Source organism: Xanthomonas hortorum, from assembly GCF_011305375.1.
In the GTDB taxonomy this organism is placed as follows: Bacteria; Pseudomonadota; Gammaproteobacteria; order Xanthomonadales; family Xanthomonadaceae; genus Xanthomonas; species Xanthomonas hortorum_E.
On sequence record NZ_VCME01000001.1, the window covers coordinates 281,271 to 304,719 of the forward strand.

General features: G+C 65.0%; 20 protein-coding genes and 1 pseudogene. 14 read left to right on the forward strand and 7 right to left on the reverse strand.

Going from position 1 to position 23,449, the window contains the following annotated elements; translation table 11 throughout:
- Nucleotides 1–278: 278 nt before the first annotated feature.
- The 4 genes from hemE to FFY45_RS01045 all read right to left on the reverse strand — a co-directional run bounded on the left by hemE (nt 279) and on the right by FFY45_RS01045 (nt 3,538).
- On the reverse strand, nt 279–1,343 hold the full coding sequence (gene hemE / locus FFY45_RS01030; protein ID WP_115040620.1) for a uroporphyrinogen decarboxylase: 1,065 nt from the start codon (nt 1,341–1,343) through the stop codon (nt 279–281).
- A gap of 8 nt (nt 1,344–1,351) precedes the next feature.
- Nucleotides 1,352–1,603, reverse strand: a complete 252-nt coding sequence (locus FFY45_RS01035; protein ID WP_006449079.1) for a WGR domain-containing protein — start codon at nt 1,601–1,603, stop codon at nt 1,352–1,354.
- A gap of 283 nt (nt 1,604–1,886) precedes the next feature.
- Nucleotides 1,887–2,999, reverse strand: a complete 1,113-nt coding sequence (gene aroB, locus FFY45_RS01040) for a 3-dehydroquinate synthase (RefSeq protein WP_176339002.1) — start codon at nt 2,997–2,999, stop codon at nt 1,887–1,889.
- A complete protein-coding gene (locus tag FFY45_RS01045) occupies nt 2,996–3,538 on the reverse strand; it encodes a shikimate kinase (protein ID WP_176339003.1) in 543 nt (180 codons plus the stop codon). The genes aroB and FFY45_RS01045 overlap by 4 nt, the downstream gene beginning before the upstream one ends.
- 182 nt (nt 3,539–3,720) lie before the next feature.
- Between FFY45_RS01045 and pdxH the strand changes: the two are divergent.
- The 8 genes and pseudogenes from pdxH to FFY45_RS01085 form a co-directional block, all read left to right on the forward strand.
- Nucleotides 3,721–4,344, forward strand: a pseudogene (pdxH, locus tag FFY45_RS01050) (pyridoxamine 5'-phosphate oxidase); the annotation flags it as partial.
- A gap of 167 nt (nt 4,345–4,511) precedes the next feature.
- Complete coding sequence (locus FFY45_RS01055; protein ID WP_055823342.1) at nt 4,512–4,928, forward strand: YjfI family protein; 417 nt, start codon at nt 4,512–4,514, stop codon at nt 4,926–4,928.
- Between the two features lie 12 nt (nt 4,929–4,940).
- Nucleotides 4,941–5,711 (forward strand): PspA/IM30 family protein, encoded by a 771-nt coding sequence (locus tag FFY45_RS01060; protein ID WP_023904670.1) that lies wholly within the window; start codon nt 4,941–4,943, stop codon nt 5,709–5,711.
- Nucleotides 5,712–5,736: 25 nt separating this feature from the next.
- Nucleotides 5,737–6,819, forward strand: a complete 1,083-nt coding sequence (locus FFY45_RS01065; protein WP_176339005.1) for a potassium channel family protein — start codon at nt 5,737–5,739, stop codon at nt 6,817–6,819.
- Nucleotides 6,816–7,493, forward strand: a complete 678-nt coding sequence (locus FFY45_RS01070; protein WP_006449071.1) for a YjfK family protein — start codon at nt 6,816–6,818, stop codon at nt 7,491–7,493. The genes FFY45_RS01065 and FFY45_RS01070 overlap by 4 nt, the downstream gene beginning before the upstream one ends.
- A gap of 37 nt (nt 7,494–7,530) precedes the next feature.
- The gene (locus tag FFY45_RS01075; RefSeq protein ID WP_006449070.1) at nt 7,531–7,935 is read left to right on the forward strand and encodes a DUF350 domain-containing protein; all 405 of its coding nucleotides are present in this window, start codon (nt 7,531–7,533) and stop codon (nt 7,933–7,935) included.
- Between the two features lie 12 nt (nt 7,936–7,947).
- Nucleotides 7,948–8,526 carry a DUF1190 domain-containing protein gene (locus FFY45_RS01080; RefSeq protein WP_006449069.1) on the forward strand — a complete coding sequence of 193 codons (579 nt, stop codon included), beginning with the start codon at nt 7,948–7,950 and terminating at the stop codon, nt 8,524–8,526.
- Between the two features lies 1 nt (nt 8,527).
- Nucleotides 8,528–9,694, forward strand: a complete 1,167-nt coding sequence (locus FFY45_RS01085; RefSeq protein WP_176339006.1) for a glutathionylspermidine synthase family protein — start codon at nt 8,528–8,530, stop codon at nt 9,692–9,694.
- A gap of 383 nt (nt 9,695–10,077) precedes the next feature.
- On the opposite strand, the gene FFY45_RS01090 is transcribed toward FFY45_RS01085, so the two are convergent.
- Complete coding sequence (locus FFY45_RS01090) at nt 10,078–11,448, reverse strand: MFS transporter (RefSeq protein WP_176339096.1); 1,371 nt, start codon at nt 11,446–11,448, stop codon at nt 10,078–10,080.
- 112 nt (nt 11,449–11,560) lie between these two features.
- Here FFY45_RS01090 and soxR point away from each other — a divergent pair, with 112 nt between their 5' ends.
- Nucleotides 11,561–12,007, forward strand: a complete 447-nt coding sequence (soxR, locus tag FFY45_RS01095; RefSeq protein WP_115040714.1) for a redox-sensitive transcriptional activator SoxR — start codon at nt 11,561–11,563, stop codon at nt 12,005–12,007.
- Between the two features lie 592 nt (nt 12,008–12,599).
- Nucleotides 12,600–14,606 carry a M1 family metallopeptidase gene (locus FFY45_RS01100; RefSeq protein WP_176339007.1) on the forward strand — a complete coding sequence of 669 codons (2,007 nt, stop codon included), beginning with the start codon at nt 12,600–12,602 and terminating at the stop codon, nt 14,604–14,606.
- 91 nt (nt 14,607–14,697) lie between these two features.
- On the opposite strand, the gene FFY45_RS01105 is transcribed toward FFY45_RS01100, so the two are convergent.
- Nucleotides 14,698–14,955 (reverse strand): hypothetical protein, encoded by a 258-nt coding sequence (locus tag FFY45_RS01105; RefSeq protein WP_176339008.1) that lies wholly within the window; start codon nt 14,953–14,955, stop codon nt 14,698–14,700.
- 445 nt (nt 14,956–15,400) lie between these two features.
- Here FFY45_RS01105 and FFY45_RS01110 point away from each other — a divergent pair, with 445 nt between their 5' ends.
- From FFY45_RS01110 to FFY45_RS01125, 4 genes are all read left to right on the forward strand, one after another.
- Entirely contained in the window at nt 15,401–18,559 is a 3,159-nt protein-coding gene (locus tag FFY45_RS01110; RefSeq protein ID WP_176339009.1) for a TonB-dependent receptor, read from the forward strand.
- Nucleotides 18,560–19,009: 450 nt separating this feature from the next.
- Complete coding sequence (locus tag FFY45_RS01115) at nt 19,010–19,771, forward strand: SapC family protein (protein ID WP_176339010.1); 762 nt, start codon at nt 19,010–19,012, stop codon at nt 19,769–19,771.
- 25 nt (nt 19,772–19,796) lie between these two features.
- On the forward strand, nt 19,797–20,825 hold the full coding sequence (locus tag FFY45_RS01120) for a cupin-like domain-containing protein (protein ID WP_176339011.1): 1,029 nt from the start codon (nt 19,797–19,799) through the stop codon (nt 20,823–20,825).
- A 40-nt stretch (nt 20,826–20,865) separates the two neighbouring features.
- A complete protein-coding gene (locus FFY45_RS01125) occupies nt 20,866–22,383 on the forward strand; it encodes a tryptophan 7-halogenase (RefSeq protein ID WP_176339012.1) in 1,518 nt (505 codons plus the stop codon).
- Nucleotides 22,384–22,398: 15 nt separating this feature from the next.
- Here FFY45_RS01125 and FFY45_RS01130 read toward each other — a convergent pair whose 3' ends face one another.
- Nucleotides 22,399–23,406, reverse strand: a complete 1,008-nt coding sequence (locus FFY45_RS01130; RefSeq protein ID WP_176339013.1) for an MBL fold metallo-hydrolase — start codon at nt 23,404–23,406, stop codon at nt 22,399–22,401.
- Between the last annotated feature and the right edge of the window lie 43 nt (nt 23,407–23,449).

Sequence of the window (23,449 nt, forward strand, 5' to 3'; positions counted from 1 at the left end):
GCGCTCCGATCGACCGCGCACATGAAGTCTGCCGGTTGTGTGCGAAATGCTCGGTTACTAAGGGTGCTTGCACGCGTGCCGGCGTGGGACACGCCGCAAGTAAATCCCTGTAGGCTCTTCTGCGGCATCCATGCCGCATAAGGTCCCACGCCGGTACGCATGCAAGCACCACCGGTTGTTGCCGGTGGCTGTAGGAAAGAGAGCGGCGTCTGGTTGACTGATCGGCTTCTGAGCGAGCCATCGACAGCGCTACTCGCGCGCTGTCGATCGCGCCTGGATCAGCGCTTGCTCAGCGTCTGCACCGCTTCCACCAACACCCCAACATGTTCGGGATTCATATCCGGCGACATGCCGTGGCCGAGGTTGAAGACGTGGCCTTCGCGCGAGCCGCCGTTGCCTTGGGCGTAGCTGTCCAGGGTCTTGCCGACCTCGGCGCGGATCGCCTCGGGCGAACCGTACAGGGTGGCCGGGTCCAGGTTGCCCTGCAGGGCGACGCGGCCGCCAGCGCGCTGTGCGGCGTCGGCCAGCGAGATGGTCCAGTCCACGCCCACCGCTTCGGCGCCGCTGGCGGCCAGTTCGCTCACGTAGGCGCCGTTGCCCTTGCCGAACAACACCAGCGGGGTGCGCTCGGCGCCGTCGCCACGCTCCAGCTCACGCGCGATACGGGTGAGATAGGGCAGCGAGAATTCGCGGTACATCGCCGGCGACAACACGCCGCCCCAGGTGTCGAACACCTGCAGCGCCTGCGCGCCGGCCGCGCGTTGTGCCGACAGATAGGCGATCACTGCATCGGTGACGGTGCTGAGCAGGTGATGCAGCACCTCCGGCGCGTTGAAGGCCATCGCCTTGATGCGCGCGTATTCCTTGCTGCCGCCGCCTTCGATCATGTAGCAGGCCAGCGTCCACGGGCTGCCGGAGAAACCGATCAGCGGCACCGCACCATCCAGCTCGCGGCGGATCAGGCGCACCGCATCCATCACGTAACGCAGCTCGGTTTCCATGTCCGGCACGCCCAGCCGATGGATCGCGGCCGCATCGCGCACCGGATGGCGGAACTTGGGGCCTTCGCCTTCGACGAAGTACAGCTCCAGGCCCATCGCATCGGGAATTGTCAGGATGTCGGAGAACAGGATCGCCGCGTCCAGCGGAAAGCGCTGCAGCGGTTGCAGCGTCACTTCGCAGGCAATCTCGGGGTTCTTGGCCATGCCCAAAAAGCTGCCGGCGCGCGCGCGGGTGGCGCGGTATTCCGGCAGATACCGACCGGCCTGGCGCATCAGCCACACGGGGGTGCGGTCGACGGGCTGGCGGTTCAGGGCACGCAACAGGCGATCGTTCTTGAGCATGGTGTTCCTCAGCGCGGCGCGTCGGCGCCGCCGGTGATGAGTTGGAAGCCGCGTTTGAGGTGGGTGTCGCGTGCCTTGTCGAAGGCCCGGTCCGCCTCATCCTGCAGCAGGTATTGGTCGCGTCGCAGCTGCGAGCGTCCACCGATCTCGCCGCTCTCGCGCAGCAGCTCCCAGCCACCGAACAGATCCGGTTGCAGGGTCAGCTGGACATAACGCAGCGGCGCATTGCCGCCGGGATCGTGTTGCAAGTGGATACGCATGGCGCCGATTGTAGCCGGGCGGTGCTGAAGGCTGGGAGCAGTGGGCGCGCCGGGTTGCTCCGGTTGCGAAGCACGAGTTGGCAGGCGCCCTCGTCTGCCAGTGCGTTCCCGAGCGACGTCACGTCCCGCCCGCGCAGATGTTGGCAAGCAGGCAGTGCGTAGGAGCGCACCTGGGCGCGATGGGATTTATCGAGAAGACCTGTCGCGCCCGGGGGCGCTCCTACGAATGCGCTGGAGACAGTGAGCGGCGGCGTTGCGCAGCCGTCTAGCCTGCTGGCAGGCCTCAGCCCGCCAGAATCTCCAGCACCGCGGCCTCGTCGACATCGGGCACCACCTCGGCCTTGCCGATGCCGCGCCACAACACCAGGCGCAGGCGGCCGGCGATGTTCTTCTTGTCCAGCCGCATGCGCTCCAGCAGGGCTTCCGGTGACAGGCCGGGCGGGATCTCGGTGGGCAGGTCGAAGTCGCGCAGCAGCGCGCGCAGCGCCTCGGTGTCCTGCGCAGTGCTCATGCCCAGCGCGGCCGAGAGCCGAGCGGCCAGCACCATGCCCACCGCCACCGCTTCGCCATGGTTGAGGTTGTCGTTGCCGGGCGCGCCGTAGCCTTGTTCGGTCTCGATCGCGTGGCCGAAGGTGTGGCCCAGGTTGAGCAGGGCGCGCTCGCCTTTTTCCAGTGGATCGCGCGCCACGATCTCGGCCTTGTGCTCGCAGCTGCGCGCGATGGCCTGCGCCAGTGCGGCAGCGTCGCTGTCCAGCAGCGCGCGGCGTTCGGCATGCAGCCATTGGAAGAACAGCGGGTCGCGGATGGCGCCGTACTTGATCACCTCGGCCAGGCCGGCGCGTAGCTCGCGCGCGGGCAGGGTGCGCAAGGTGTCGGTGTCGGCGATCACCGCGCGCGGCGGATGGAACGCGCCGACCAGATTCTTGCCCTGCGGGATGTCCACTGCGGTCTTGCCGCCGACCGAGGAATCCACCATCGCCAGCAAGCTCGTGGGCAACTGCACGCAATCCACCCCGCGCATCCAACAGGCCGCTGCGAAGCCGGCCAGGTCGCCGACCACGCCGCCGCCCAGCGCGAATACGCAGGCATCGCGGGTGGCGCCCAATTCGGCCAATGCGGCGATCGCTGCGCCGAAATTGTCCAGCGTCTTGGAGGCTTCGCCGGCGGCGATCACCAGCTCGCCCAGCTGCAGGTCCGGGCGCGCCTGCAACAGGGCAGTGCGCACTCCGGCCGCGTAATGCGGGGCCACCTGCGAGTCGCTGAGCAGCAGCACATGGCGGCCGCGCACATGGCTGGCCAGATGCGCGCCGTCCGCCAGCAGGCCGGGGGCAATGGTGATGGTGTACGGCTGTGCGCCGTCGACATCGACGCTGCGCGAGGAACGGGGGAGTGTCATGCGGGGGTACTCGACATGCGCCATTGCGCGGCCAGGCGCAGCACCAGCTGCGCGGTGGCCTCGGCGGGGGAGAAGTGATCGGTTTCCAGGCTGAGGTCGGCGACCTCCTGGTACAGCGGAGTGCGGTGCTCGGCCATCGCGTGCAGCACTTGCTCGCGGTCGGCGCGTTGCAACAGCGGGCGATTGCGATCGCGTGCCAAACGGGTCAGTTGTGCCGGCACGCTCACGTGCAGGTACACCACAAACCCGCGCTCGCGGATGCGCTGGCGGTTGAGCGGATCCAGCACCGCGCCGCCGCCGGTGGAAATCAGTTTGTTGTCCTGCTCCAGCAGTGTTTGCAAGGTCTCGGCTTCATGTTGCCGAAACCGCGCTTCGCCGTGCTGTTCGAAAATGGCCGGAATGCTCTTGCCCGCCTGCTCGACGATGGCCTGATCCACATCGACAAAATCCAGCCCGAAGCGCTCGGCCAGGCGACGGCCGATGCAGCTTTTTCCGGCGCCCATCGGGCCGACCATCACGAGATTGGGAGCGGGGTTCATGCGCAGGGATCGTAGCATTCACGCCCGCGCGCCGGGCCGATCGGCGCGGCCTGAAACCATTCGTGCGGTGTGACCTGCGACTGCGTGCCTCGGCAGCGACACCTGCCGCCGCCGCGGGCAGATCAATGGCTGCGACAGTGCGGACATAGGCGAAGCACACGCGATGCGCCCACAATAGGCGCCAATCTTGCTGCCCACGCACCGTCATGACCGATCTGTACGCAGAAGCCCTTGCCACCTTCACCGCGTTGTATGCCGAGGCACAGAACAGCGCCGAACTGGAAGCCAGCGCGATGACCGTGGCTACCGCCAGCGTGGACGGCCGGCCGAGCGCGCGCACTGTGTTGCTCAAGGCCTTCGATGCGCGCGGCTTCGTGTTCTACACCCATCTGGACAGCGCAAAGGGCCGCGATTTGCAGACCCATCCGCAGGCGGCGCTGCTGTTCCTGTGGCGCAGCCTGCGCGAGGCCGGCATTCAGGTGCGCATCGAAGGTGGCGTGCAGTTGGTGAGTGCGGACGAATCCGATGCCTACTTCGCCTCGCGCCCGCGCATGAGCCAGATCGGCGCCTGGGCCTCGCTGCAGTCGCAGACGCTGGGCTCGCGCGAGGAGTTCGACGCGGCCATCGCCAAGGTCGAGGCCACCTTCGAAGGCCGCGCGGTGCCGCGCCCGGATGGCTGGGGCGGGTTCCGGGTGGTGCCGCAGGCGTTCGAGTTCTGGTACGGCGCCAAGTTTCGCCTGCACGAGCGCTGGCGCTACGAGGCCGATGCGGCCAGCCGCTGGAGCAAGCGGATGCTGTATCCGTGAGTGCGCCTGCCGGCGTGTGGCTTCGAGCCACCTGAACGGATGGTTTGCTTCCGCCCGCCGTCGGCCTGATTGACTGACTTCCGGCCCTTTCTGCCGGTCGCGGACAGTCTGTAGTATGTCCGGTCATTGCTCGACCACCGCTGCATGACCAAAGGACAGGACATCGTATGACGCAGTACACCACTGTCGAATTGCACGGCCTGCTGGCCGAGCGCTACCGCGACCAGCCGATTGAGGTCGAGCTGATCGACGGGCTGGAACCGGCCATCAACCTCACCCTGGCCGACCACGGCGACATGCAGATCCAGGTCGCCGCCTCCGGCTCGCAGGTGTTCGTGTCCACGCTGCTGGCCAATGCCGACCAGGTCAGCGACCGCGCGGCCTTCAACGACGCCTGCCTGCGGCTCAATCCGCTCAATCCCTTGTCCAATCTGGGTCTGGTGCAGGTCGACGGCAAGGACGCGTATGTGGTCTTCGGCGAGCTGTCGGCGTCGTCCACGCTCGACCAGATCGACGAGGAAATCCAGACCCTGGCGGCCAATACGCTGGATGCCGCCGAATCTCTCAAGCCGTACTTTTCCTAAAGGCGTGTTGTCATGAGTATCTTTTCAAAGCTGATCACGCTGCTGCGTGGCACTGCACACGAAACCGGCCAGAAGGCGGTCGACGCCAATGCGCTGCGCATCCTGGACCAGGAAATGCGCGATGCCGGCGCCCAGCTCACGCGTTCGCGCGAAGAGCTGACCAAGCTGATGGCACAGAGCAAGCTGGCCCAGCAGAAGATCGACGCGCGCGCCGGCAAGATGGCCGAATACACGCGTTATATCGAAGGTGCGCTGGCCAAGGGCGACGAATCGCTGGCCCACGATGTGGCGACAAAGCTCGCCGCGCTGGAAAGCGAAGACGCCGGCGACAAGGCCTCCAAGACGGCGCTGGACCAGTCGGTGGTGACGCTCAAGGCCACCATCCAGAAGACCGAAAATCAGCTGCGCGGCATGCGCCAGCAGATCGACACGGTCAAGGCCACCGACGCGGTGCAAAAGGCGCAGGCGGCGATTGCCGCGCGGCATTCCGGTGCCAGCAGCAAGATGGGCTCGGCGCTGGAATCGCTGGAGCGGATCAAGGCGCGTCAGGCCGAGACTTCCGCACGCATCGAATCGGCCGAAGAACTCGAATCGTCCAGCGGCGACGGCGATCTGAACCGGCGTCTGGCCGCAGCCGGCCTGATGGAAGGCGAGTCCAACGCTGCCGCAGTGCTGGCACGCTTCAAGAAGCCGGCCCAACTCGGCCACGACACCGCCAGCGGCACTGCGCCGCTGATCGGCCAGGTGCGCGACGTGCAGCAGGTTCCGCGCAGCGACAGCTGATCCACCGCACGGCACAGGACGCGCCATGATCATTGTCGGACGGTTGTTCCGGGTACTGCGGCGCCATGTGCGCCGCGTCAGCTGGGGCCTGGTGGCGCTGGCGCTGCTGGCCCACATGGGCGTGAGTTGGGCGTTGTTGTTGATGGCTGGCGAGCACAAGCTCGTCGGCCTGGACGCGTTTCCGTACTACTACATGACCACCGCCACCACCATCGGCTATGGCGACCTGTCGCCGGGCTCGGTGGCCGGGCGCTATATCGCCGCGTTCGTGTTGATGCCGGGCGCGGTGGCGCTGTTCGCCACGGTGCTGGCCAAGACCAGCGGCGTGCTCATCACTTTCTGGAGGCGCCACTACATGGGCAAGATGGCTTACGCCGATCTGCGCGGGCACACCATTCTGATCGGCTGGCAGGGCGCCGCCTCCGCGCGTTTGCTGGAACTGTTGCTCTCGGACACCGCCACCGACGACGAAGGCGTGGTGCTGATCGCCGAGGGCGTAGCCGAGAACCCGATGCCAGACCACATGCGGTTCATCGCCGCCGAGTCGTATACGCACACGGACGTGTATCTGCGTGCGGGCATCGCCGGCGCGGCGCGGGTGATCGTCAACCCGCCATCTGACGATCAGACCCTGGCGGCGGTGTTCGCGCTGATGGCGCATGCGCCGCGTGCGCACATCGTGGCGCACTTCGATTCGGGCAGCGCCGCGCGGCTGGTCAATTGCCACTATCCGGCCATCGAATGCACCCGCCCGATGACCGCCGAGATCCTGGCGCGCGCTGCGCAGGATCCGGGCAGTGCGGCGATCACGGCGGAGTTGCTGTCGGTGGACGATGGCCCCACCCAGTTCAGTCTTGCGGTTCCGGCCGATGTAGGCCCGCTGGATTACTGCGTCGTGGCCGCCGACTTCAGCCAGCGCGACGCCTTGTTGCTGGGTCTGCGCGCGCCCGATGGTGCGTTGCGGTTGAACCCGCCCGCACACACCGCTGTGGCGGCCGGTGCCATGCTGTATTACCTGGCCGAGCAGCGCGTGCCTGCGCACGCCATCGCATGGCACGCCCTGCGCACTGCCGCCGTTCCCCATTCCCCATCGCCACAAGGTGCATGACGATGAGTTTTTTCAGCAAGTTGTTCGGTCAACCACAACCGCCCGCGGCGCCCACGTCCGGCACCGGCGCGATCGGCCACACACTGCCGCTGGGCTTGCGTGTCGGTGGCCAGGTGGAGATCGACACCACCCTGTATCGCATGGCGCCGGAGGCCATGACTGCCGAATTGCCAGGCGGCCATCAAGGTATCCCGTGCTATGGCCACGTCAATCTGGGCGATGGCTATTCCCTGCATCGGTTCTACCTGGACGATGATGCGTTCTTGCAGGTCACCACCGTGGGCGGCGATCTGGAAGCGATGAAGGCGTTCGTGTATTGCGAGACGGTCAACCCGCCCAGCAAGCAGGCGTTTCAGGAGTTCGTGATGCAGCATCCGCATCTGGGTGCGGCGCAGATCGACTACGCCGGCAAACGCTGGGAGCGTGCCACCCAGTCCACCGACGATGCCGCGCGGATCCCGCCGATCGCCTACGACGAAGTGCTGTACCGCTATCAGCCGCCGCGCCGCGACGGCGATCTGACCCACTACGCCATGCTCTACAGCCGCGACGTGCCGGAGCTGCAGCGTGAAGAATTCCTGCTGGTCACTGGCGAAGATTCCGGCCCCAACGAATTCTGCGTCACCTATGCGGTCGGCATCGATGTCACTGTCGCCGATCTGGATATCACCTGAGCGCGCGCGCTCGTCTTCCACTTACCTTGGTCCTGTCATGAACCCGATCAACCTGCAGAGTTTTCTCGCGTTTCTTTCCTACTTCGGCACCGGTCTGGGCGTGTTGATCGTCGCGGTGGTGCTGGTGACCCTGGTCACCCCGCACAAGGATTTCACCCTGCTGCGGCAGGGCAACGTGGCTGCGGCCACCGCACTGGCCGGCAACTTCATCGGTGTGGCATTGCCGCTGCATTCGGCCATCACCCATTCGGTGAGCCTGGTCGATGCGCTGATCTGGGGCGCGGTCGCCTGCGGGATTCAGATCGTGGCGTATCTGCTGGCCAACGTGGTGGCCGGGCGCATCTCGCGGCAGATCACCGACAACGTCGCTGCGGCGGGCATTTTTTCGGCCGGGGTGTCGATCGCGGTCGGGCTGATCAATGCTGCGGCGATCACGCCGTAACGGAGTACAGGCATGAAGCGCTCACGCAATCTCAAGCTCACCTTGATGGCCGCCTTGCCGGCCGCCCTCGTCACCGGTTGTGGTTCTGAACCAGAGACAGGTGTGGTGCTGCAGTCGGCCTCCGACTGCTACCAGATCAAGCAGGAACAGACCGACATCCAGCAATGCCTCAAGGCTTACGACGAGGCGGTGGCCAAGCATCAGCAGGCCGCGCCGCGCTTCAATTCGCGCTACGAGTGTGATGCGCAGTTCGGCAGCTGCACCGAGGTGCCGGGGCAGACCCAGGGCCAGCACAGCTGGATTCCGCCGATGGGCGGTTTCCTGCTGGGCTATGCGCTGGGCAACATGAGCGGTGGCGGCGGCTACCGCTACGGCGGCGCGATGCCGCTGTATCGCGATTACCGCAGCGGCGGTTACTACAAACCCAATGGCGATCTGGCCAGCAACCGTATCGGCACCGTGCGCGGGCGCAGTGGCGCCATCGACATGCCGTCGCGTGCGATCACCGTCTCGCGCTCGGGTTTCGGCTCCAGTGCGGCGGCGCGCAGTTCGTTCGGCAGCGGCGGGCGCAGTTCCGGATACGGCGGCTGACATGCAACGGATCGCAATTGCAGAACGTACCGATTGGCGCGACCAGGCCGAGTCGCTCGGCTTCCATTTCCACACCATCGACGGCGAACCGTATTGGGACGAAAGCGCGTATTACGCGTTCTCGCTGCGCCAGATCGAGGACGACATCGAGGCGCCCACCCAGGACCTGCACGATATGGCGATGCAGTTGGTGGACGAGGTGGTCGGCTCGGAACAACTGATGACGCAGCTGGCGATCCCGCCGTTCTACTGGGACTGGATTGCCAATTCGTGGAAAGACCGCGACCCGCACCTGTACGGCCGCATGGATCTGGCGTATGCCGGCGACGGCCCGGCCAAGTTGTACGAACTCAATTACGACACGCCCACCTCGCTGTACGAATCGGCGTATTTCCAGTGGTTGTGGCTGGAGCAGCAGATCGCCGCCGGCGTGCTGCCCAAGGGCACCGACCAGTACAACCTGATCCAGGATCTGCTGTGCGAAACGCTGGGCGCGCTGGCGGTGGATGGCGCGATCGGCCCGCAAATGCATTTTTCGGCGGTACGCGATTCGCTGGAGGATCGCGCCACGGTGCGGTATCTGCGCGATTGCGCGCATCAGGTGGGCATCAGCACCGAGGAAGTGGCCATCGAAGACATCGGCCTGAGCGCCGATGGCTGGTTCACCGATGAGCAGGACCGGGTGATCCACACGCTGTTCAAGCTTTACCCGCTGGAATTCATGATGGAAGAGCGCTTCGGGCCGGCATTGATTGCCAACCGTGTGCGCCTGATCGAGCCGGCATGGAAATCGGTGCTGAGCAACAAGGGCATCCTGCCGCTGCTGTGGGAGCGCCATCAAGGCCATCCCAATCTGCTGCCTGCACGCTTTGCGCAAGCCGGCGAAGCGCCGACGGCAGGCTGGGTGCGCAAGCCGCTGCTCTCGCGCGAGGGCGCCAATATCTCTCTGGTCACCGCACAGGGCAATGCTGCGCAGACCGATGGGCCGTATGTGGATGGGCCGGCGATTTTGCAGGCGCACCATCCGCTGCCGGTGTTCGACGGGCGGCATGCGCTGTTGGGCAGTTGGGTGGTGGCCGATCGCCCCGCCGGGCTGGGCATGCGCGACGACGATGGCCCGATCACCCGCGACACCTCGCGCTTCGTACCGCACGTGATCGTGGATTGATGCAGTAGTGAGTGCGCATCGCCACCGCAAGGTGGCGGTGTTGCGTATTGCGATTGCCTCACCTGTGGCCGTTCGTGAGGTTTGCCGGCTACGTGGCTGCGCTCTGCGCAATGGTCCCGCCCTGCACAGCGCAGACAACGCGCTTCATCGCCTTACACACGCCTTGGTGGAGCGCAAGCCCTTCACTGCAGGCCGAGCAGCGCAGGTTTTCCACACCCCCTGTGGATGGAAGTTGCACAAGGCTGTGGACAAGTGAGCGCAGGCCGCGGCCTGCAACGCTGTCAAGATGGGTGGCGAAAAAATGACCAACCGCTCGCGGCGATGGTTTTCCAGTCGAGATTTGAACGATCCCGGCAGGATCGGCAAAGCCGGCTGCACAGCCATCACACTCGCCGCGCCACGAAAAAGCTCGCCACCGCCAGCAGCCACGCCAATGCGAACACGCTCAGGTACGCGGCCAACGTCGCGGAAGCCAGCAGCGCGGCGAACAACGCGCCGGCCAGCGCCAGCATGCCGGCCACCGCAATCGCTTCGCTCAACTGCAGCGCCGAACTGTGCGCGCCTTGTTGCGCCGGTGGCGACAACGACAACGTCAACACCGACAGACTCGGATACAGCAGGCCCATGCCCAGGCCTGCCAGCGCCCAGCCGGCAATCGCCACTGGCACCGGAATGAGCGGCCACACCGCGCCCGCGCTGATCACGATGCCCAGCGACATCAACAACGCACCGATCTTGAGCAGGCGTGCGCGCGACCAACCGGCGCGGCTATGACCCTGATACCACGAGCCGCTGAACCACCCCAGCGCACCCACGCTGAGCGCCACGCCGGCCAGCAGCGGCGAGAGGCCGCGTTCGCGCGACAGCAGCAACGGCAGAAACGCCTCGAACCCGAAGAAGGCCGCCGCCGCAATGCCGCGCAGCGCGATCACGCTGGGCAGGCCACGCGCCAGCCGCAGCGTGCCGCCCGGCAACAGGTGCCAGGCGCAGAACAGCGTCAGCAATAGCGCTGGCGTCATCGCAAGCAACGCCAGCGCGCCGTGCAGCTGCCCGCCCAGATACACGCCGAGCACGCCCAAAGCCGCACCGATCGCCCAGCCGAACGCGGCGTTGGAGTCGGCTGACGGTTCGCCCGACCATGCGCGCCCGCGGATGGCCGGCCACAACATCAGCCCGGCCGGAATCGCCAGCAGCGGCACCGACAGAAATACCCAGCGCCAACCCAGATGCTGCACGATCAGCCCGCTGATGCCTGGCCCGATCAACGAGGGCACCACCCAGCCGGCCGAAAACGCGGCAAACACGCGCGGCCGCAACGCTTCCGGATACAGCCGCCCGACGATGACGTACAGCGCCACCGAATACGCGCCGGCGCCAAGGCCTTGCAGCAAGCGGCCTGCGATGAGTAGCGGCATGCTTGGCGCCAACCCGGCGATCAACAGCCCGATCACAAAGCCCAGCAGTCCCGCACCCAATGCGCCGCCCGGGCCGCGCCGGTCGCTCCAGCGCCCGGCGGCGGTCATGCCGACCACGCTGGTCGCCAAGGTGCCGCCGAAGGCCAGCGCGTATAGCGGCAGCCCGTTCAATTCGCGCGCCACGGTCGGCATGGCGGCGGCAACCGCCAGCGACTCGAAGGCATTGAGCGATACCAGCGCGACCATGCCCAGCGTTGCGGCGCGATACGGCGCGGCGAGAATGGAAGTGGGTTGCGTGGCGCCCAGTGGCGTGGCGGGCGTGGTGATTGCGGTAGGCATGTCGGTGGGCATCGAAGATCCAGGAACGAGCGTGAGCACAGCCATGACATCGGTACTTGCACCGGTCATGGCCGCGCAGCATCCTGCCTCAACCAAGGTTGAGGTCAAGGCAATGCAGCGTGAGTTGTCCGTGGGCGAAGTGGCCAAGCGCAGTGGCGTGGCGGTGTCGGCATTGCATTTCTACGAGCGCAAGGGCTTGATCCGCAGCCTGCGCACCGCAGGCAACCAACGTCGCTACGCGCGCGATGTGTTGCGGCGGATTGCGGTGATCCGCGTGGCGCAGCGGCTTGGCGTGCCCTTGCAGCAGGTGCTGGAGGCGTTCTCGGTGTTGCCGGAGCAGCGCACCCCCACACGTGCGGAGTGGGCGCGCATGTCGGCGCGCTGGCGCGGGCAACTGGATGCGCGCATTAGCGAACTACAGGCGCTGCGCGACCAGCTTACCGACTGCATCGGCTGCGGATGTCTGTCGTTGCGCCGCTGCCGGCTGAGCAATCCGGGCGACACCCTGGGCCACGACGGTGATGGGGCTTTGCGACTGGGCAGCTTGATTGCGGAATAAGAGTGGCTAACAAAACGTAGCGAGCGGGCGCCTGGCGGTGAGTCTGGTGTTGTCGGCCGCGTCTTGGTGGATGCCGTCAGAAGTCCAGGTCAAACGCTGAGTGGATCGAGGGCGCGGCGCCCTCGCTGCTCGCGGGACACGCCGTGAACCCGTCCCTGGGGGCTGGGTGGTGGCATCCATGCCGCCACACGGTCCCGCAATCGGCGAGGACACCGCACCAGAGAGTGAGTCGGCTGCTTTGTTGAAAACATGCACACCGACCATCTCCCCTGGTCCTTGCCCGCCCACTGTCGCGGGACCTTACGCGGCATGGATGCCGCGTAAGAGCCTACATGGACGTACTTGCGGCGTGTCCCGCGATGGTGGGCGGGCAAGGGCCCCGCAGCCAATCAACAGACCAGCCGCCCTGCGGTAGGCAGGCGTGGGTTAGCTTTGGTAGCCGCTCTCAGCATCACCGGCATGCCTGTCGCGCAGATCGTCGAGCGGAGCGTTGCCGCCGCGGAATCGTGTAGCGCCATCCGGGACCAATGGCATTCCCGCGCGCGGCGAGGCGCGCCGTAGGATGGGAGTCCCCCACGCCGCAGGATTTCGCATGACCCCCACCGTGCGCCGATCGCTTACCGTTGCACTGTCACTGGCGTGCGTTGCCGCGCCCGCACTTGCCGCTCCCGCACCAGCCAGTTCCACAACCGCAGCACCCGCTCCGGCCAGCCCTTTCGATCCGCTGGCCTTGTTCGCGCCACTGCAACTGCCCGATGCACCCAACGCCTACCGCAGCGGCAGCGGCGTGCCCGGCCCGCTGTTCTGGCAGAACCGTGCCGATTACGATCTCACCGCCAGCATCGACCCGACGACCCACACGCTCACCGGCGAGGCGGCGATCCGTTACACCAACCGCAGCCCCGACACGCTGGACGTACTGTGGCTGCAGCTGGATCAGAACATCTATCGCGCCGATGCGCGCGCTGCCGCCAGCCGGCCATCGCGGCGCACCCAGTTCACCGACGGCATGCAGATCGCCAGCATCGAGATCGACGATGGCGGGCGCCGCCAGCCGGCCCACTTCGTCGTCGACGACACCCGTCTGCGCGTGGACCTGCCGCAGCCGCTGGCCGGGCAGGGCAAGGCGCTGACCGTGCATATCCGCTACCGCTACACGATTCCCGGTACCTGGGGCGGGCGTACCGCGTTCAGTGCCAGCAAGCAGGGCGAGATCTACGAGATTGCGCAGTGGTATCCGCGCATGGCGGTGTATGACGATCTGCGCGGCTGGGACACGCAGCCGTATCTGGGCTCGGAGTTCTATCTGGAATACGGCGACTTCGATTATGCGGTGACCGTGCCGGAGGGCTTTCTGGTCGCCGGCTCCGGTGCGCTGACCAATCCGGCCGAGGTGCTCAGCCGCACCGAGCAGCAACGCCTGGAACAGGCACGCGGCAGCGATCGCACGGTGCTGATCCGCACGCCTGCCGAAGTGACTGCACGTGCGGCCAAGCCGACGGGCAAGGGCACGCAGACCTGGCGCTTCCATATGGACAACACCCGTGACGTGGCGTTTGCTGCATCGCCTGCGTTTGTGTGGGATGCCGCGCGCATCAAGCTGCCGGGTGGCAAGCAGTCGCTGGCGATGTCGGTGTATCCGCTGGAAGGTGTGGGCGCGGACAAGTGGAACCGCTCCACCGAATACGTCAAAGGCGCGATCGAACATTTCTCGCAGTGGTACCCGTATCCGTGGCCGGCCGCGATCAACCTGGGCGGGTACGGCGCGGGCATGGAGTATCCGGGCATCGTCTTCGATGGTTTCGAAGACAGCGGCAAGGAGTTGTTCTGGATCACAGCGCACGAGATCGGCCATACCTGGTTCCCGATGATCGTCGGCTCCAACGAGCGGCGGCATGCGTTCATGGATGAAGGCTTCAATACCTTTATCGACGTGTACGCATCGGATGCCTTCAACAAGGGCGAATACGCGCCCAAGCGCGATTCGGAATATGCGCCCAAGGGCGGAAACCCGGTCGACGAAATCCTGCCGTTGCTGGCCGACACCAGCGCGCCGACGCTGATGGACAACGCCGATTCCACCAGCGAGACCTACCGTCATTCGTTGACCTATTTCAAGGGCGCGTTGGGGTTGGTGCTGTTGCGCGAGCAGATCCTGGGGCCGGAACGCTTCGATCCGGCCTTTCGCAAGTACATCGCCACCTGGGCCTATAAACATCCCACACCGTCGGATTTCTTCCGGTTGATGGAAAGCGAAAGCGGCGAAGATCTGGCCTGGTGGTGGCGCGGTTGGTATCTCAACAACTGGCAGCTGGATATGGGCATCAGCGAGGCGCACTACGTCGATCACGATCCTGCCAAGGGCGTGCAACTCACGCTGCGCAGCAGTCAGAAACTGGTGATGCCGGTCACCGTGCGCGTGGATTTGGCCGACGGCAGCCACCTGGACCGGCGCGTGCCGGTGGAAACCTGGCTGCAGAACACCGCACCCACGCTGACGCTGCCGACCACACAGAAAGTGCTGCATGTGCGACTGGATCCGGATCACGTGTTGCCCGATGCACAGCGGGGCGACAACCAGTTGGACGTGATCGGCTAGCGGCGCCGATGCAATCGTCCGCGCTGCAATGGCGCGGATGCGCGAAGTGCAGCACACGACAGACGCGTACCGAATAACGGCGCAATCGATTTCAGCGATTGCGCCGTTTTTGTATCTGCTTGCATGGCCATCGAAGCCGCGCGTTGCTGTAACGGATGTGCTCGCATGGTTGCGCGATGGTGTCGCCTTGCAGCGTCAACAGTGCCGTTTTTCCGCGCTTGCGTAGTGCGATCGCAATAACACTTTGCGCAACTTTTGACAGCGGCGTTGTGGCGATCATCGCCCCGACCTGAAGCGCCAATACCAAAGCGCAATCACTGCAGCCGCTGCTGATAACGCTTACAGCCACGGCAGGTCTGCGTATGCCGTACGGGCTCAAGCGCGCGTGTTGTTGAGTGCCTGGATGTGTCACCGCGTGTTTGTTGCAACGCAGGGTGACAAGCACCGACACGCATGACTAGTCTGCGCCGCGTGGTAGCGCTATCACGCTTGATGGAGCGGTAGCAGCCGATTGAACGCCGTGGCACACAGGGGCTGCGGCGGCAATAGATCCAAGGGTAGGGAAGGCAGTCGCACGTGCTGTACAGATCGTCGCAGGCAGCGTCCGTCATGGACGTGGCACGCGCACGGTTGGCATCAGGGGGATCCGCCGTTGGTTCGATGCGGGGGATCAGATGACGTTCTGCAACGGAAGGTATGTCGCGTGCCGTGCAAGGCGCGTGGCCAGACAATCGCCGCGTCGCATTCCGCGACCACGGCCGTGGGTGTTGGACTCCAGACCCGAGGATAGATCGATGCGTCATACGTTGAGCAATTTCAAGTCCAAGGCCATGTTCACCTTCGTCGGTGGCCTGTTGGTCATCAATCCGGCCTTTGCGCAGGACGTTCCCGCGCCGCCAGTGCCGCCGCCGCAATCCAGCGCGCAAACCGCCACCACGCTCGATGCGGTCAACGTGACCGGCATTCGCAGCAGCCTGGATCAATCGATGGGCATCAAGCGCGATGCCGCCGGTGTGGTGGATGCGATCAGCGCCGAAGACATCGGCAAATTTCCCGATACCAACCTGGCCGAGTCGTTGCAACGCATCACCGGTATCTCGATCGAACGCCGCGATGGCGAAGGCGCGCAGGTCACCGCGCGCGGCTTCGGCCCGCAGTTCAATACGGTCACGCTCAACGGCCGGCTGATTCCCGGTGCCGACGCATTTGGCGCACCCGGCCAGACGCCAATCGGCGGCGTGGATGTGGGCACGCGCGCCTTCAACTTCGCCCAGCTCGCCTCCGAGGCCATCACTGGGATCGAGGTCTACAAGACCAGCCGCGCCACCGCGCCCAGCGGCGGTATCGGCGCCACCATCAATATCCAGACCGACAAGCCGTTCAATCACTCCGGTGTGGTGGCCAATGCCGGCGCCAAGATGGTCTCCGACCGTTCGCAGCCGTTCGGCGATTCGCTCACCCCGGAAGTGTCGGGCATTTTCAGCTATACCAATCCCGACAAGACCTTCGGTATCGGCTTGAGCGGCAGTTATCAAAAGCGCCATGGCGGCTCGGTGCAGGCCACCGAAAACACCTGGAACATCCAGCGCTGGACCGGGACCGACCCGGCGCTGCGCCCGGATGCGGTGGTGACCAACGCACCGGCGATCGGCCAGTTGTACGGCATGCCCAACGACCTGCGTTATGCGTTCGCCGACTTCCAGCGCGAGCGCATGAACGGCCAGGCAGTGGTGCAGTTCGCACCCAGCGACAGCCTGACCTTGACCCTGGATTACACCTATTCGTCCAATGAAATCCGCGAAGAGCGCGGCGAGCAGGGCATCTGGTTGCAACGCGCCAACAGCTTCACCGATCTGACCTTCGATACCGGCCAGGCAGTGGCAACGCCGATCTATCTGCGCGATGTGCCCAACGGTGCCAAGGACTTCGGCATGGAGCAGCAGCGCAACGAGCAGAAGTACACGCTGGGCTCGCTCGGCTTCAATGCCGATTGGCAGGTGAGCGACCGCTTCCAGTTGTCGTTCGATGCGCATAACTCGAAAACCAAGAGCATGCCCAACGACCCGGTCACCGGCGGCAGTGCCACCTACTTCAGCTTCGCCGGCACCAACAACTGCGTCAACGGCCCGTCCTGCGGCGGGCAGTGGGGGCAGGAGTTGAGCTTCAACAACGGGCTGCCGATCGGCGCACGCACCTGGTATCCCACCGCTGCCGATTCCCTGGCTGGCACCAACGGTGTGCTCAATCCGGACTTCACCCCCGCCGAGCTCGGCTCGCAGGTGCTGCGTATCTACTATCAATCGCAGGTGACCGAGATCAAGGAAGGGCGCATGGATGGCACCTTCGACTTCGACGACGGCCGCTTTCAGTTCGGCGTGAGCAGCGCCAACACCACCATGAACCGGCTCACCAGCGACACCAACTCGACGCTTGGCGACTGGAGTGTGGCCAATGCCGGCAACGAGCCCGGCATGCAGGCGTTGCTGCGGCCGGTGAGCATTACCGGCATGTTCAAGGACTTCAACGCCAACGGTGCGGCGCCCAATGCGTGGCGCGGCGATGCCGATCAGCTGGCCCTGTGGGGTGGCAGCCAGTACGGCGCCACCACTCGCTACAACCCGAACTACAGCGCCGACAATCAAGTGGAAGAGAAGACCCGCGCCGCCTACGTGCAGCTGGAATTGAAGGGCGATATCTCCGGTATGACCACCAACACACGGCTGGGCTTGCGTTACGAGCGCACCGATGTGGAATCCACCTCGCAGGTGGCCACGCCCACTGCGTTGCTCTGGCAGGCCAACAACGACTTCCAGTTGTTGCGCTCCACCGAGCTGCAGCCCTTCAGCGAAAAGACTAGCTACAACTACATCCTGCCCAACCTCGATTTCAGCATCGACATCACCGATCAGCTGAAAGGACGCGCTTCGTTTGGTCAGACGATTGCGCGTGCGCCCTACAACAACCTGATCGCCGGGCCGACACCGAATACACCCAATGGATCGATCCTGATCAACCCGTCCAACCGCGCCGGTGGCAGCTCGCAGAATCCGCAGCTGGACCCGCTGGAATCGGACAATCTCGATCTGGCGCTGGAGTGGTACTTCGCCGACGCCAGCTACATCTCGGCCACGTTCTGGAACAAGCGCGTCAGCAACTTCATCGGCAACACGGTCTCGCGCGAATCCCTGTACGGATTGACCGATCCCACCTCGGGGCCGGATGCGCAGTCCGCGCTGGCGTTCCTGCAAAGCGGTGCCTGCGCTGCGCAGGTTGGCGCCTCCGGCAACGACGTTGCAGGCGCCTGCTCGGCCAACGACACCTCGCTGTTCGCGGCGATGGCGTTGTTGCGCAACGCCGCGGCCACCGGCGGATTGGCCGCCTACAACGGCAGCTCTGCGCAGAGCCTGGCCCTGGAGAATGCGTACGACATCGTTGGCAATGCCTCCGACCCGCTGTATCAATTCGATGTGTCGCGGCCGGTCAACCAGAACAAGGCCAACATCCATGGCTGGGAACTCGGCGGGCAGTACTTCTTCGACACCACTGGCTTCGGTATCTACGCCAACTACACCATCGTCGAAGGTGATGTGGGCTTCGACAACACCGTGATCGATCGCGACCAGTTCGCACTGCTCGGCTTGAGCGACACCGCCAACGTCATGCTGATGTACGAAAAATACGGCTGGAGCGCGCGCCTGGCCTGGAACTGGCGCGACGAGTATCTGATCGCCGCCAATCAGGACAATGCCAATCGCAACCCGTACTACGTGGAGGCCTACCAGCAATGGGACCTGAGCCTGAGTTACAGCTTCAGCAAGCAGCTGTCGGTGGGCTTTGAGGCGATCAACCTGACCGGCGAAGACGTGCGTTGGCATGGGCGTTCTGACAAGCAGATGATCCGCCTGATCGACCAGCAACCGCGTTACACGCTGGGTGTGCGTTATGCGTTTTGAGAGCGACTGACAAGCCGCTGCGCGCACCTCAGGTGCGCGTTGGCCGGTGTGCAGCGGGGTGGAAATGCCTGCGCGTATGCTGCTCAGAGCGCACCGTTCGTGCGCTCCGACGGTAGCGCATTGGAGTTGGTTGGCCGCTCCGCGCAGATGAGTTAAGTCGTGATGCCTGCGCGGCCACCGATCCGGCTGGCGGCCGCGACCGCACTGCCGGGCCGGATGCCCAGACGCATCCGCTGCGATCGCCGACACGCAAACTGCAACCAGCACGATGGTGGCTAGGGCATCACCGCGACGCTGGTTCTGCAGGTCTGCCACCAATGCTGCTGTGCCGCTTGCCGGCCCCCTGCTTTTTGGCAATGCTCGACACCGGCAGGCACGGCATGTTGCCGCCTGACCGACTCATACCCCCGTAATGCGGTGATCCATCGCCGATCATCGCTGGAGTTCTAGATGACGCGATATGCAGTGCTCAACAACGTGGCGCATCACGACATCCGAGTCATCCTGCGCTTTGGCGCCGAGTTCGGCGATGCGCTCGGCCTGGTGCCGGCCTTCGTCACCGAATTCGCCGAGCTGCAACGCGAATACCCGCTGTTTTTTCGCAATGACCCTGCCACCGGCGGCTATCAGTCGGTGGCGCTGCTGGGCTTTGCGCACGACGAGAACCTGTTTCTGCAGGATGGCCGCTGGACTGCCGGTTATCTGCCGGGCATCGTCGCCAAAGGCCCGTTCCTGATCGGCTTCCAGGAGCAGCGCATCGATGGCGCCTTGGTGCAGGAGCCGGTGATCCATGTCGATCTGGAGCACCCGCGCGTCAGCCGCGACGAGGGCGAAGCGGTGTTTCTGCCACAAGGCGGTCATAGCCCGTATCTGGAGCACATCATCAGTGTGCTGCGTGGCATTCGCGACGGTGTGGATGCCGGTCAGGCGATGGCGGCCGCCTTCGATGCGCTGGGGCTGATTCAGCCAGTGCAACTGGACGTGACGCTGGATGCCGCCCACGCCACCCATCTGCAAGGCCTGTTCGCGATCGACCGCGATCGACTGGCTGCACTCGATGCGCAGGCGCTGCATCAACTGCACCAGGCCGGTTATCTGGAAGGCGCATTCTTGATGCTGGCATCGCTGCACAACGTGCGCCGGTTGATGGCAGAGAAACAGCGCCGACTGCAGCAGATGCAGGCCGCGCCCGCTACTGAAGCGTATGCCTGAGCGCATGGCTGTGAGCGCCTCCATCATGTCTTCAATCGCCGCAATTGCGCCCATCGCAGAGCGTAGCGATTGCCATCCCGACGCACTGACGCTTGCCGCGCTCTGCGACGCCGCCGAGCCGGTGGTGCTGCGCGGCATCGCACGCGACTGGTCGCTCGTGCAGGCAGGGCTACGCAGCCCCGACGAGGCGATGGCGCTGTTGCGCGCGCACGATAACGGACGTGCCTTGCAGTATTCCCACGGCGGCCCGGAAATCGCCAGCCGCCCGTTCTACACCGAGGACTGCAGCGCGCTGAATTTCGATGTGCAACGCGGCACCTTGAACACGCTATTGGATGCCATCGCCGCGCATCGCGATAACCCGCAGCCGCCGACGTACTATCTGGCGTCGTTGCCGGTCGACGACAACCTGCCGGGCTTGCGCGCCAGCAACGATCTGGATTTTGCCGCCAGCGGCATCGGCGTACAGCCAAGCATCTGGATCGGCAATCGCGTCATCGCCTCGTGTCATTACGACGCGCCCAACAACCTGGCTTGCTGCGCAGTGGGGCAGCGCCGCTTTACGCTGTTTCCGCCAGAGCAGGTGGCCAACCTGTATCCCGGTCCGCTGGATCCCACGCCGGGCGGGCAGGTAGTGAGCATGGTGGATATTGCCAATCCGGATCTGCAGCGTTATCCGCGATTTGCCGCTGCGCTGGCGCGTGCGCGCACCACCGTGCTGAAACCGGGCGATGCGTTGTTCATTCCCAGCATGTGGTGGCATCACGTGCAATCGCTGCAGCCGTTCAATGTGCTGGTCAACTACTGGTGGAGCAGCGCACCCGCGCAGTTGCCGGCGCCGATGCCTGCGCTGTATCACGCGCTATGGGCGATTCGCGACCGGCCCGCATCCGAAAAAGACGCCTGGCGCGCGTTGTTCGATTACTACGTCTTCGGTCCTGCCGAGCGTGCTGGCGAACACCTGCCCGAACAGGCGCGACATGCGTTGGGCCCAATCGATCCCACGCTCGCGCGACAACTGCGCGCGATGCTGATCGGCAGGCTAAATCGCTGATGATCGATACCGCCCCAAGCCCATCCCACAGGAGTGCGCAGTGACCCAGGCCCGGATTCGCAAGGTCGTCATCGTCGGTGGCGGCACTGCCGGCTGGATCGCTGCCTGCGCGCTATCGCACCAGTTCCGCGAGCTGCTCGAGATCACCCTGGTCGAGTCCGAGCAGATCGGCACCGTGGGCGTGGGCGAGTCCACGGTGCCGCCGATCCGTACCTTTCATCGCTTCCTGCAGATCGACGAGCAGGAGTTTCTGCGCGCAGTGGCCGGCACCTTCAAATTGTCGATCTCCTTCGAGCATTGGCGTCGCCAGGGCGAGCGCTATATCCATCCGTTCGGTATCACCGGGCAAAGTACGCTGGTGTGCGCCTTTCACCATCTATGGCTGGAAAGTCAGCGGCGTGGCATGCCTGGCACGTTCGGCGATTACTGTCTGGAAACCGTGGCCTCGCGCGTGGATCGCTTCGCACTGTTGCGCGAGCCTGCGGTCAATTACGCCTACCATCTCGACGCGGCGTTGTATGCCAAGTTTCTGCGCGCACGCAGCGAAGCGTTTGGCGTCAAGCGCATCGAAGGCAAGATCCAGCAAGTGACGGTGCAACCGGACAGTGGTGACGTCGCCACGCTGGTGCTGGAAGACGGGCAGGTGCTCGATGGCGATCTGTTTATCGATTGCAGCGGCTTTCGCGGCTTGCTGATCGAGCAGGCGTTGCACACCGGTTACGAAGACTGGAGCCACTGGTTGCCGTGCGACCGAGCGGTGGCGGTGCAGACAGAAGCCGTCGGTCCGCCAGTGCCGTACACCCGCGCCATCGCGCACGAGGCCGGCTGGCGCTGGCATATCCCGCTGCAGCATCGTGTCGGCAACGGCCTGGTGTTTTCAAGCCGCCATCTCTCCGATGACGAAGCCCACGCCAAGCTGCTGCGCGACGCGGCTGCGCCTGCGCTCAAGGATCCCTGGTTGGTGCCGTTCCGCACCGGCCGCCGGCGCAAGGCCTGGAACAAGAACGTGGTGTCGCTGGGCCTGGCCAGCGGCTTCATCGAACCGCTGGAATCCACCAGCATCCATCTCACCATCGCCGCGGTGGTGCGCTTGATCAGCTTGTTCCCCGCAGACGGCATCGCACCCTCGCAGGTGCAACTGTTCAATGACATCAGCCGCGCCGAAATGGAACATGTGCGTGACTTCATCATCCTGCATTACCACGCCACCCAGCGCGACGAACCGCTATGGCGCCAGTGCCGTGAGATGGAGCTGCCCGAATCGCTCGCCTTGCGCCTGCGCGCCTGGCGCGAACGCGCGCATGCCTGGCAAGCTGCCGATGAATTGTTTCGCGTCGACTCCTGGACCCACGTGTTGATGGGGCAGGGCATCATCCCTGCGCAGCATCACCCGCTGGCGCGCGCAGTGTCCGATCGCGATCTGCATCGCCTGCTGGACGGCATCGCGCAGCCGATCCAACGCGCGGTGCAACAGATGCCATCGCAGCAGGCGTTTATCGATGCGTACTGCAAAGCTGGCGCAAGCGCGTGGGGGCTGCGCAGCCCGGTGGTGGCGTAGTGCCCATCTGGCCAGCTACAACCGCATCAAATCCTTGCCGACCACGATCGGCCCCGCATAGTGCTTGCGCGCGCCCTCGCTCCACATCGAATCGGTAATCGTCGGGTCGCCGCCGGGGACGAAATGATTGAGCACGAGCATCTTTGCGCCGGCCGCTGCAGCGATCTTGCCCACCTCTTCGCTGGTGGAATGGCTCTTGAGCAGATGGTCGAGCAAGGTCGGCGCGTTGTCGTTGGTCTTGAGCATCTTTTCCAGCGCGGGCAAGTACATCACCTCGTGCACCAGGATGTCGGTGTTCTTCGCGAACTCGGCCAACGCGTGCAGATAGCGCGTATCGCCGGAGAACACCACCGTGCGGTCGCGCGCTTCGAAGCGATACGCGAACGCCGGCTTGAGCGTGTAGTGATCCACCAGCGTGGCGGTGACGGTGACCTGATCGTTCTGCAGCACCGTGCCGGGTTGGTCGAACTCGTGCACGTGGATCAGCTGCTTGAACGGCGGGCGGCCTTCTTCGCGGATGCGCGCCTCGATGTCGATGGCATTCATGTCGACAAACGCATCCACCATCTTCGCGATGCCGGGCGGGCCATACAGATGCACCGGCGTCTGCAGCCCGCTCGCCCACGCCAGCCACACCACGTTGAGCAGGTCGGCGTTGTGATCGGAATGGTGATGGGTCAGGAAGATGTCGCGCAACGCAGGCAGGCGGATGCCGGCTTTGGCCAGTTGCTGGGCAACCCCATTGCCGCAATCGATCAGGTAAGGCTGCCTGTCGATGACCAGCGCATTGGCGGCTGCCGCGCGCAGCGGTGAGGGCGTCGGGCCGCCCTTGGTGCCGAGCAGGACCAGCACGCTGCGGTTGGCCGGGAAGGGCGCTGGCGATGCCAAGTCAGATGACGGAACTTCTTCCTTCGGCTCGCTGCGTAGTGCAGCACCGAGCTGGCTTGCCACGCTCAGCGTGCCAGCAGCCAGCGCGATGCGCAGCACCTCGCGACGGGAACGGCGTGTAGAAGGTGCGGGCATTGCGGCTCCTGTCGACGCATCGAGTAAGTGTGCTGGCGCTGTA

What these genes read in the sequence shown, in the direction of transcription:
- hemE (WP_115040620.1), bottom strand. Translation starts at nt 1,343, where the DNA reads ATGCTCAAGAACGATCGCCTGTTGCGTGCCCTGAACCGCCAGCCCGTC.
- FFY45_RS01045 (WP_176339003.1), bottom strand. Translation starts at nt 3,538, where the DNA reads ATGAACCCCGCTCCCAATCTCGTGATGGTCGGCCCGATGGGCGCCGGA.
- FFY45_RS01070 (WP_006449071.1), top strand. Translation starts at nt 6,816, where the DNA reads ATGACGATGAGTTTTTTCAGCAAGTTGTTCGGTCAACCACAACCGCCC.
- FFY45_RS01130 (WP_176339013.1), bottom strand. Translation starts at nt 23,406, where the DNA reads ATGCCCGCACCTTCTACACGCCGTTCCCGTCGCGAGGTGCTGCGCATC.
- FFY45_RS01065 (WP_176339005.1), top strand. Translation starts at nt 5,737, where the DNA reads ATGATCATTGTCGGACGGTTGTTCCGGGTACTGCGGCGCCATGTGCGC.
- FFY45_RS01060 (WP_023904670.1), top strand. Translation starts at nt 4,941, where the DNA reads ATGAGTATCTTTTCAAAGCTGATCACGCTGCTGCGTGGCACTGCACAC.
- FFY45_RS01085 (WP_176339006.1), top strand. Translation starts at nt 8,528, where the DNA reads ATGCAACGGATCGCAATTGCAGAACGTACCGATTGGCGCGACCAGGCC.
- FFY45_RS01100 (WP_176339007.1), top strand. Translation starts at nt 12,600, where the DNA reads ATGACCCCCACCGTGCGCCGATCGCTTACCGTTGCACTGTCACTGGCG.
- FFY45_RS01110 (WP_176339009.1), top strand. Translation starts at nt 15,401, where the DNA reads ATGCGTCATACGTTGAGCAATTTCAAGTCCAAGGCCATGTTCACCTTC.
- aroB (WP_176339002.1), bottom strand. Translation starts at nt 2,999, where the DNA reads ATGACACTCCCCCGTTCCTCGCGCAGCGTCGATGTCGACGGCGCACAG.
- FFY45_RS01035 (WP_006449079.1), bottom strand. Translation starts at nt 1,603, where the DNA reads ATGCGTATCCACTTGCAACACGATCCCGGCGGCAATGCGCCGCTGCGT.
- FFY45_RS01055 (WP_055823342.1), top strand. Translation starts at nt 4,512, where the DNA reads ATGACGCAGTACACCACTGTCGAATTGCACGGCCTGCTGGCCGAGCGC.
- FFY45_RS01075 (WP_006449070.1), top strand. Translation starts at nt 7,531, where the DNA reads ATGAACCCGATCAACCTGCAGAGTTTTCTCGCGTTTCTTTCCTACTTC.
- FFY45_RS01115 (WP_176339010.1), top strand. Translation starts at nt 19,010, where the DNA reads ATGACGCGATATGCAGTGCTCAACAACGTGGCGCATCACGACATCCGA.
- soxR (WP_115040714.1), top strand. Translation starts at nt 11,561, where the DNA reads ATGCAGCGTGAGTTGTCCGTGGGCGAAGTGGCCAAGCGCAGTGGCGTG.
- FFY45_RS01090 (WP_176339096.1), bottom strand. Translation starts at nt 11,448, where the DNA reads ATGCCTACCGCAATCACCACGCCCGCCACGCCACTGGGCGCCACGCAA.
- FFY45_RS01080 (WP_006449069.1), top strand. Translation starts at nt 7,948, where the DNA reads ATGAAGCGCTCACGCAATCTCAAGCTCACCTTGATGGCCGCCTTGCCG.
- FFY45_RS01120 (WP_176339011.1), top strand. Translation starts at nt 19,797, where the DNA reads ATGTCTTCAATCGCCGCAATTGCGCCCATCGCAGAGCGTAGCGATTGC.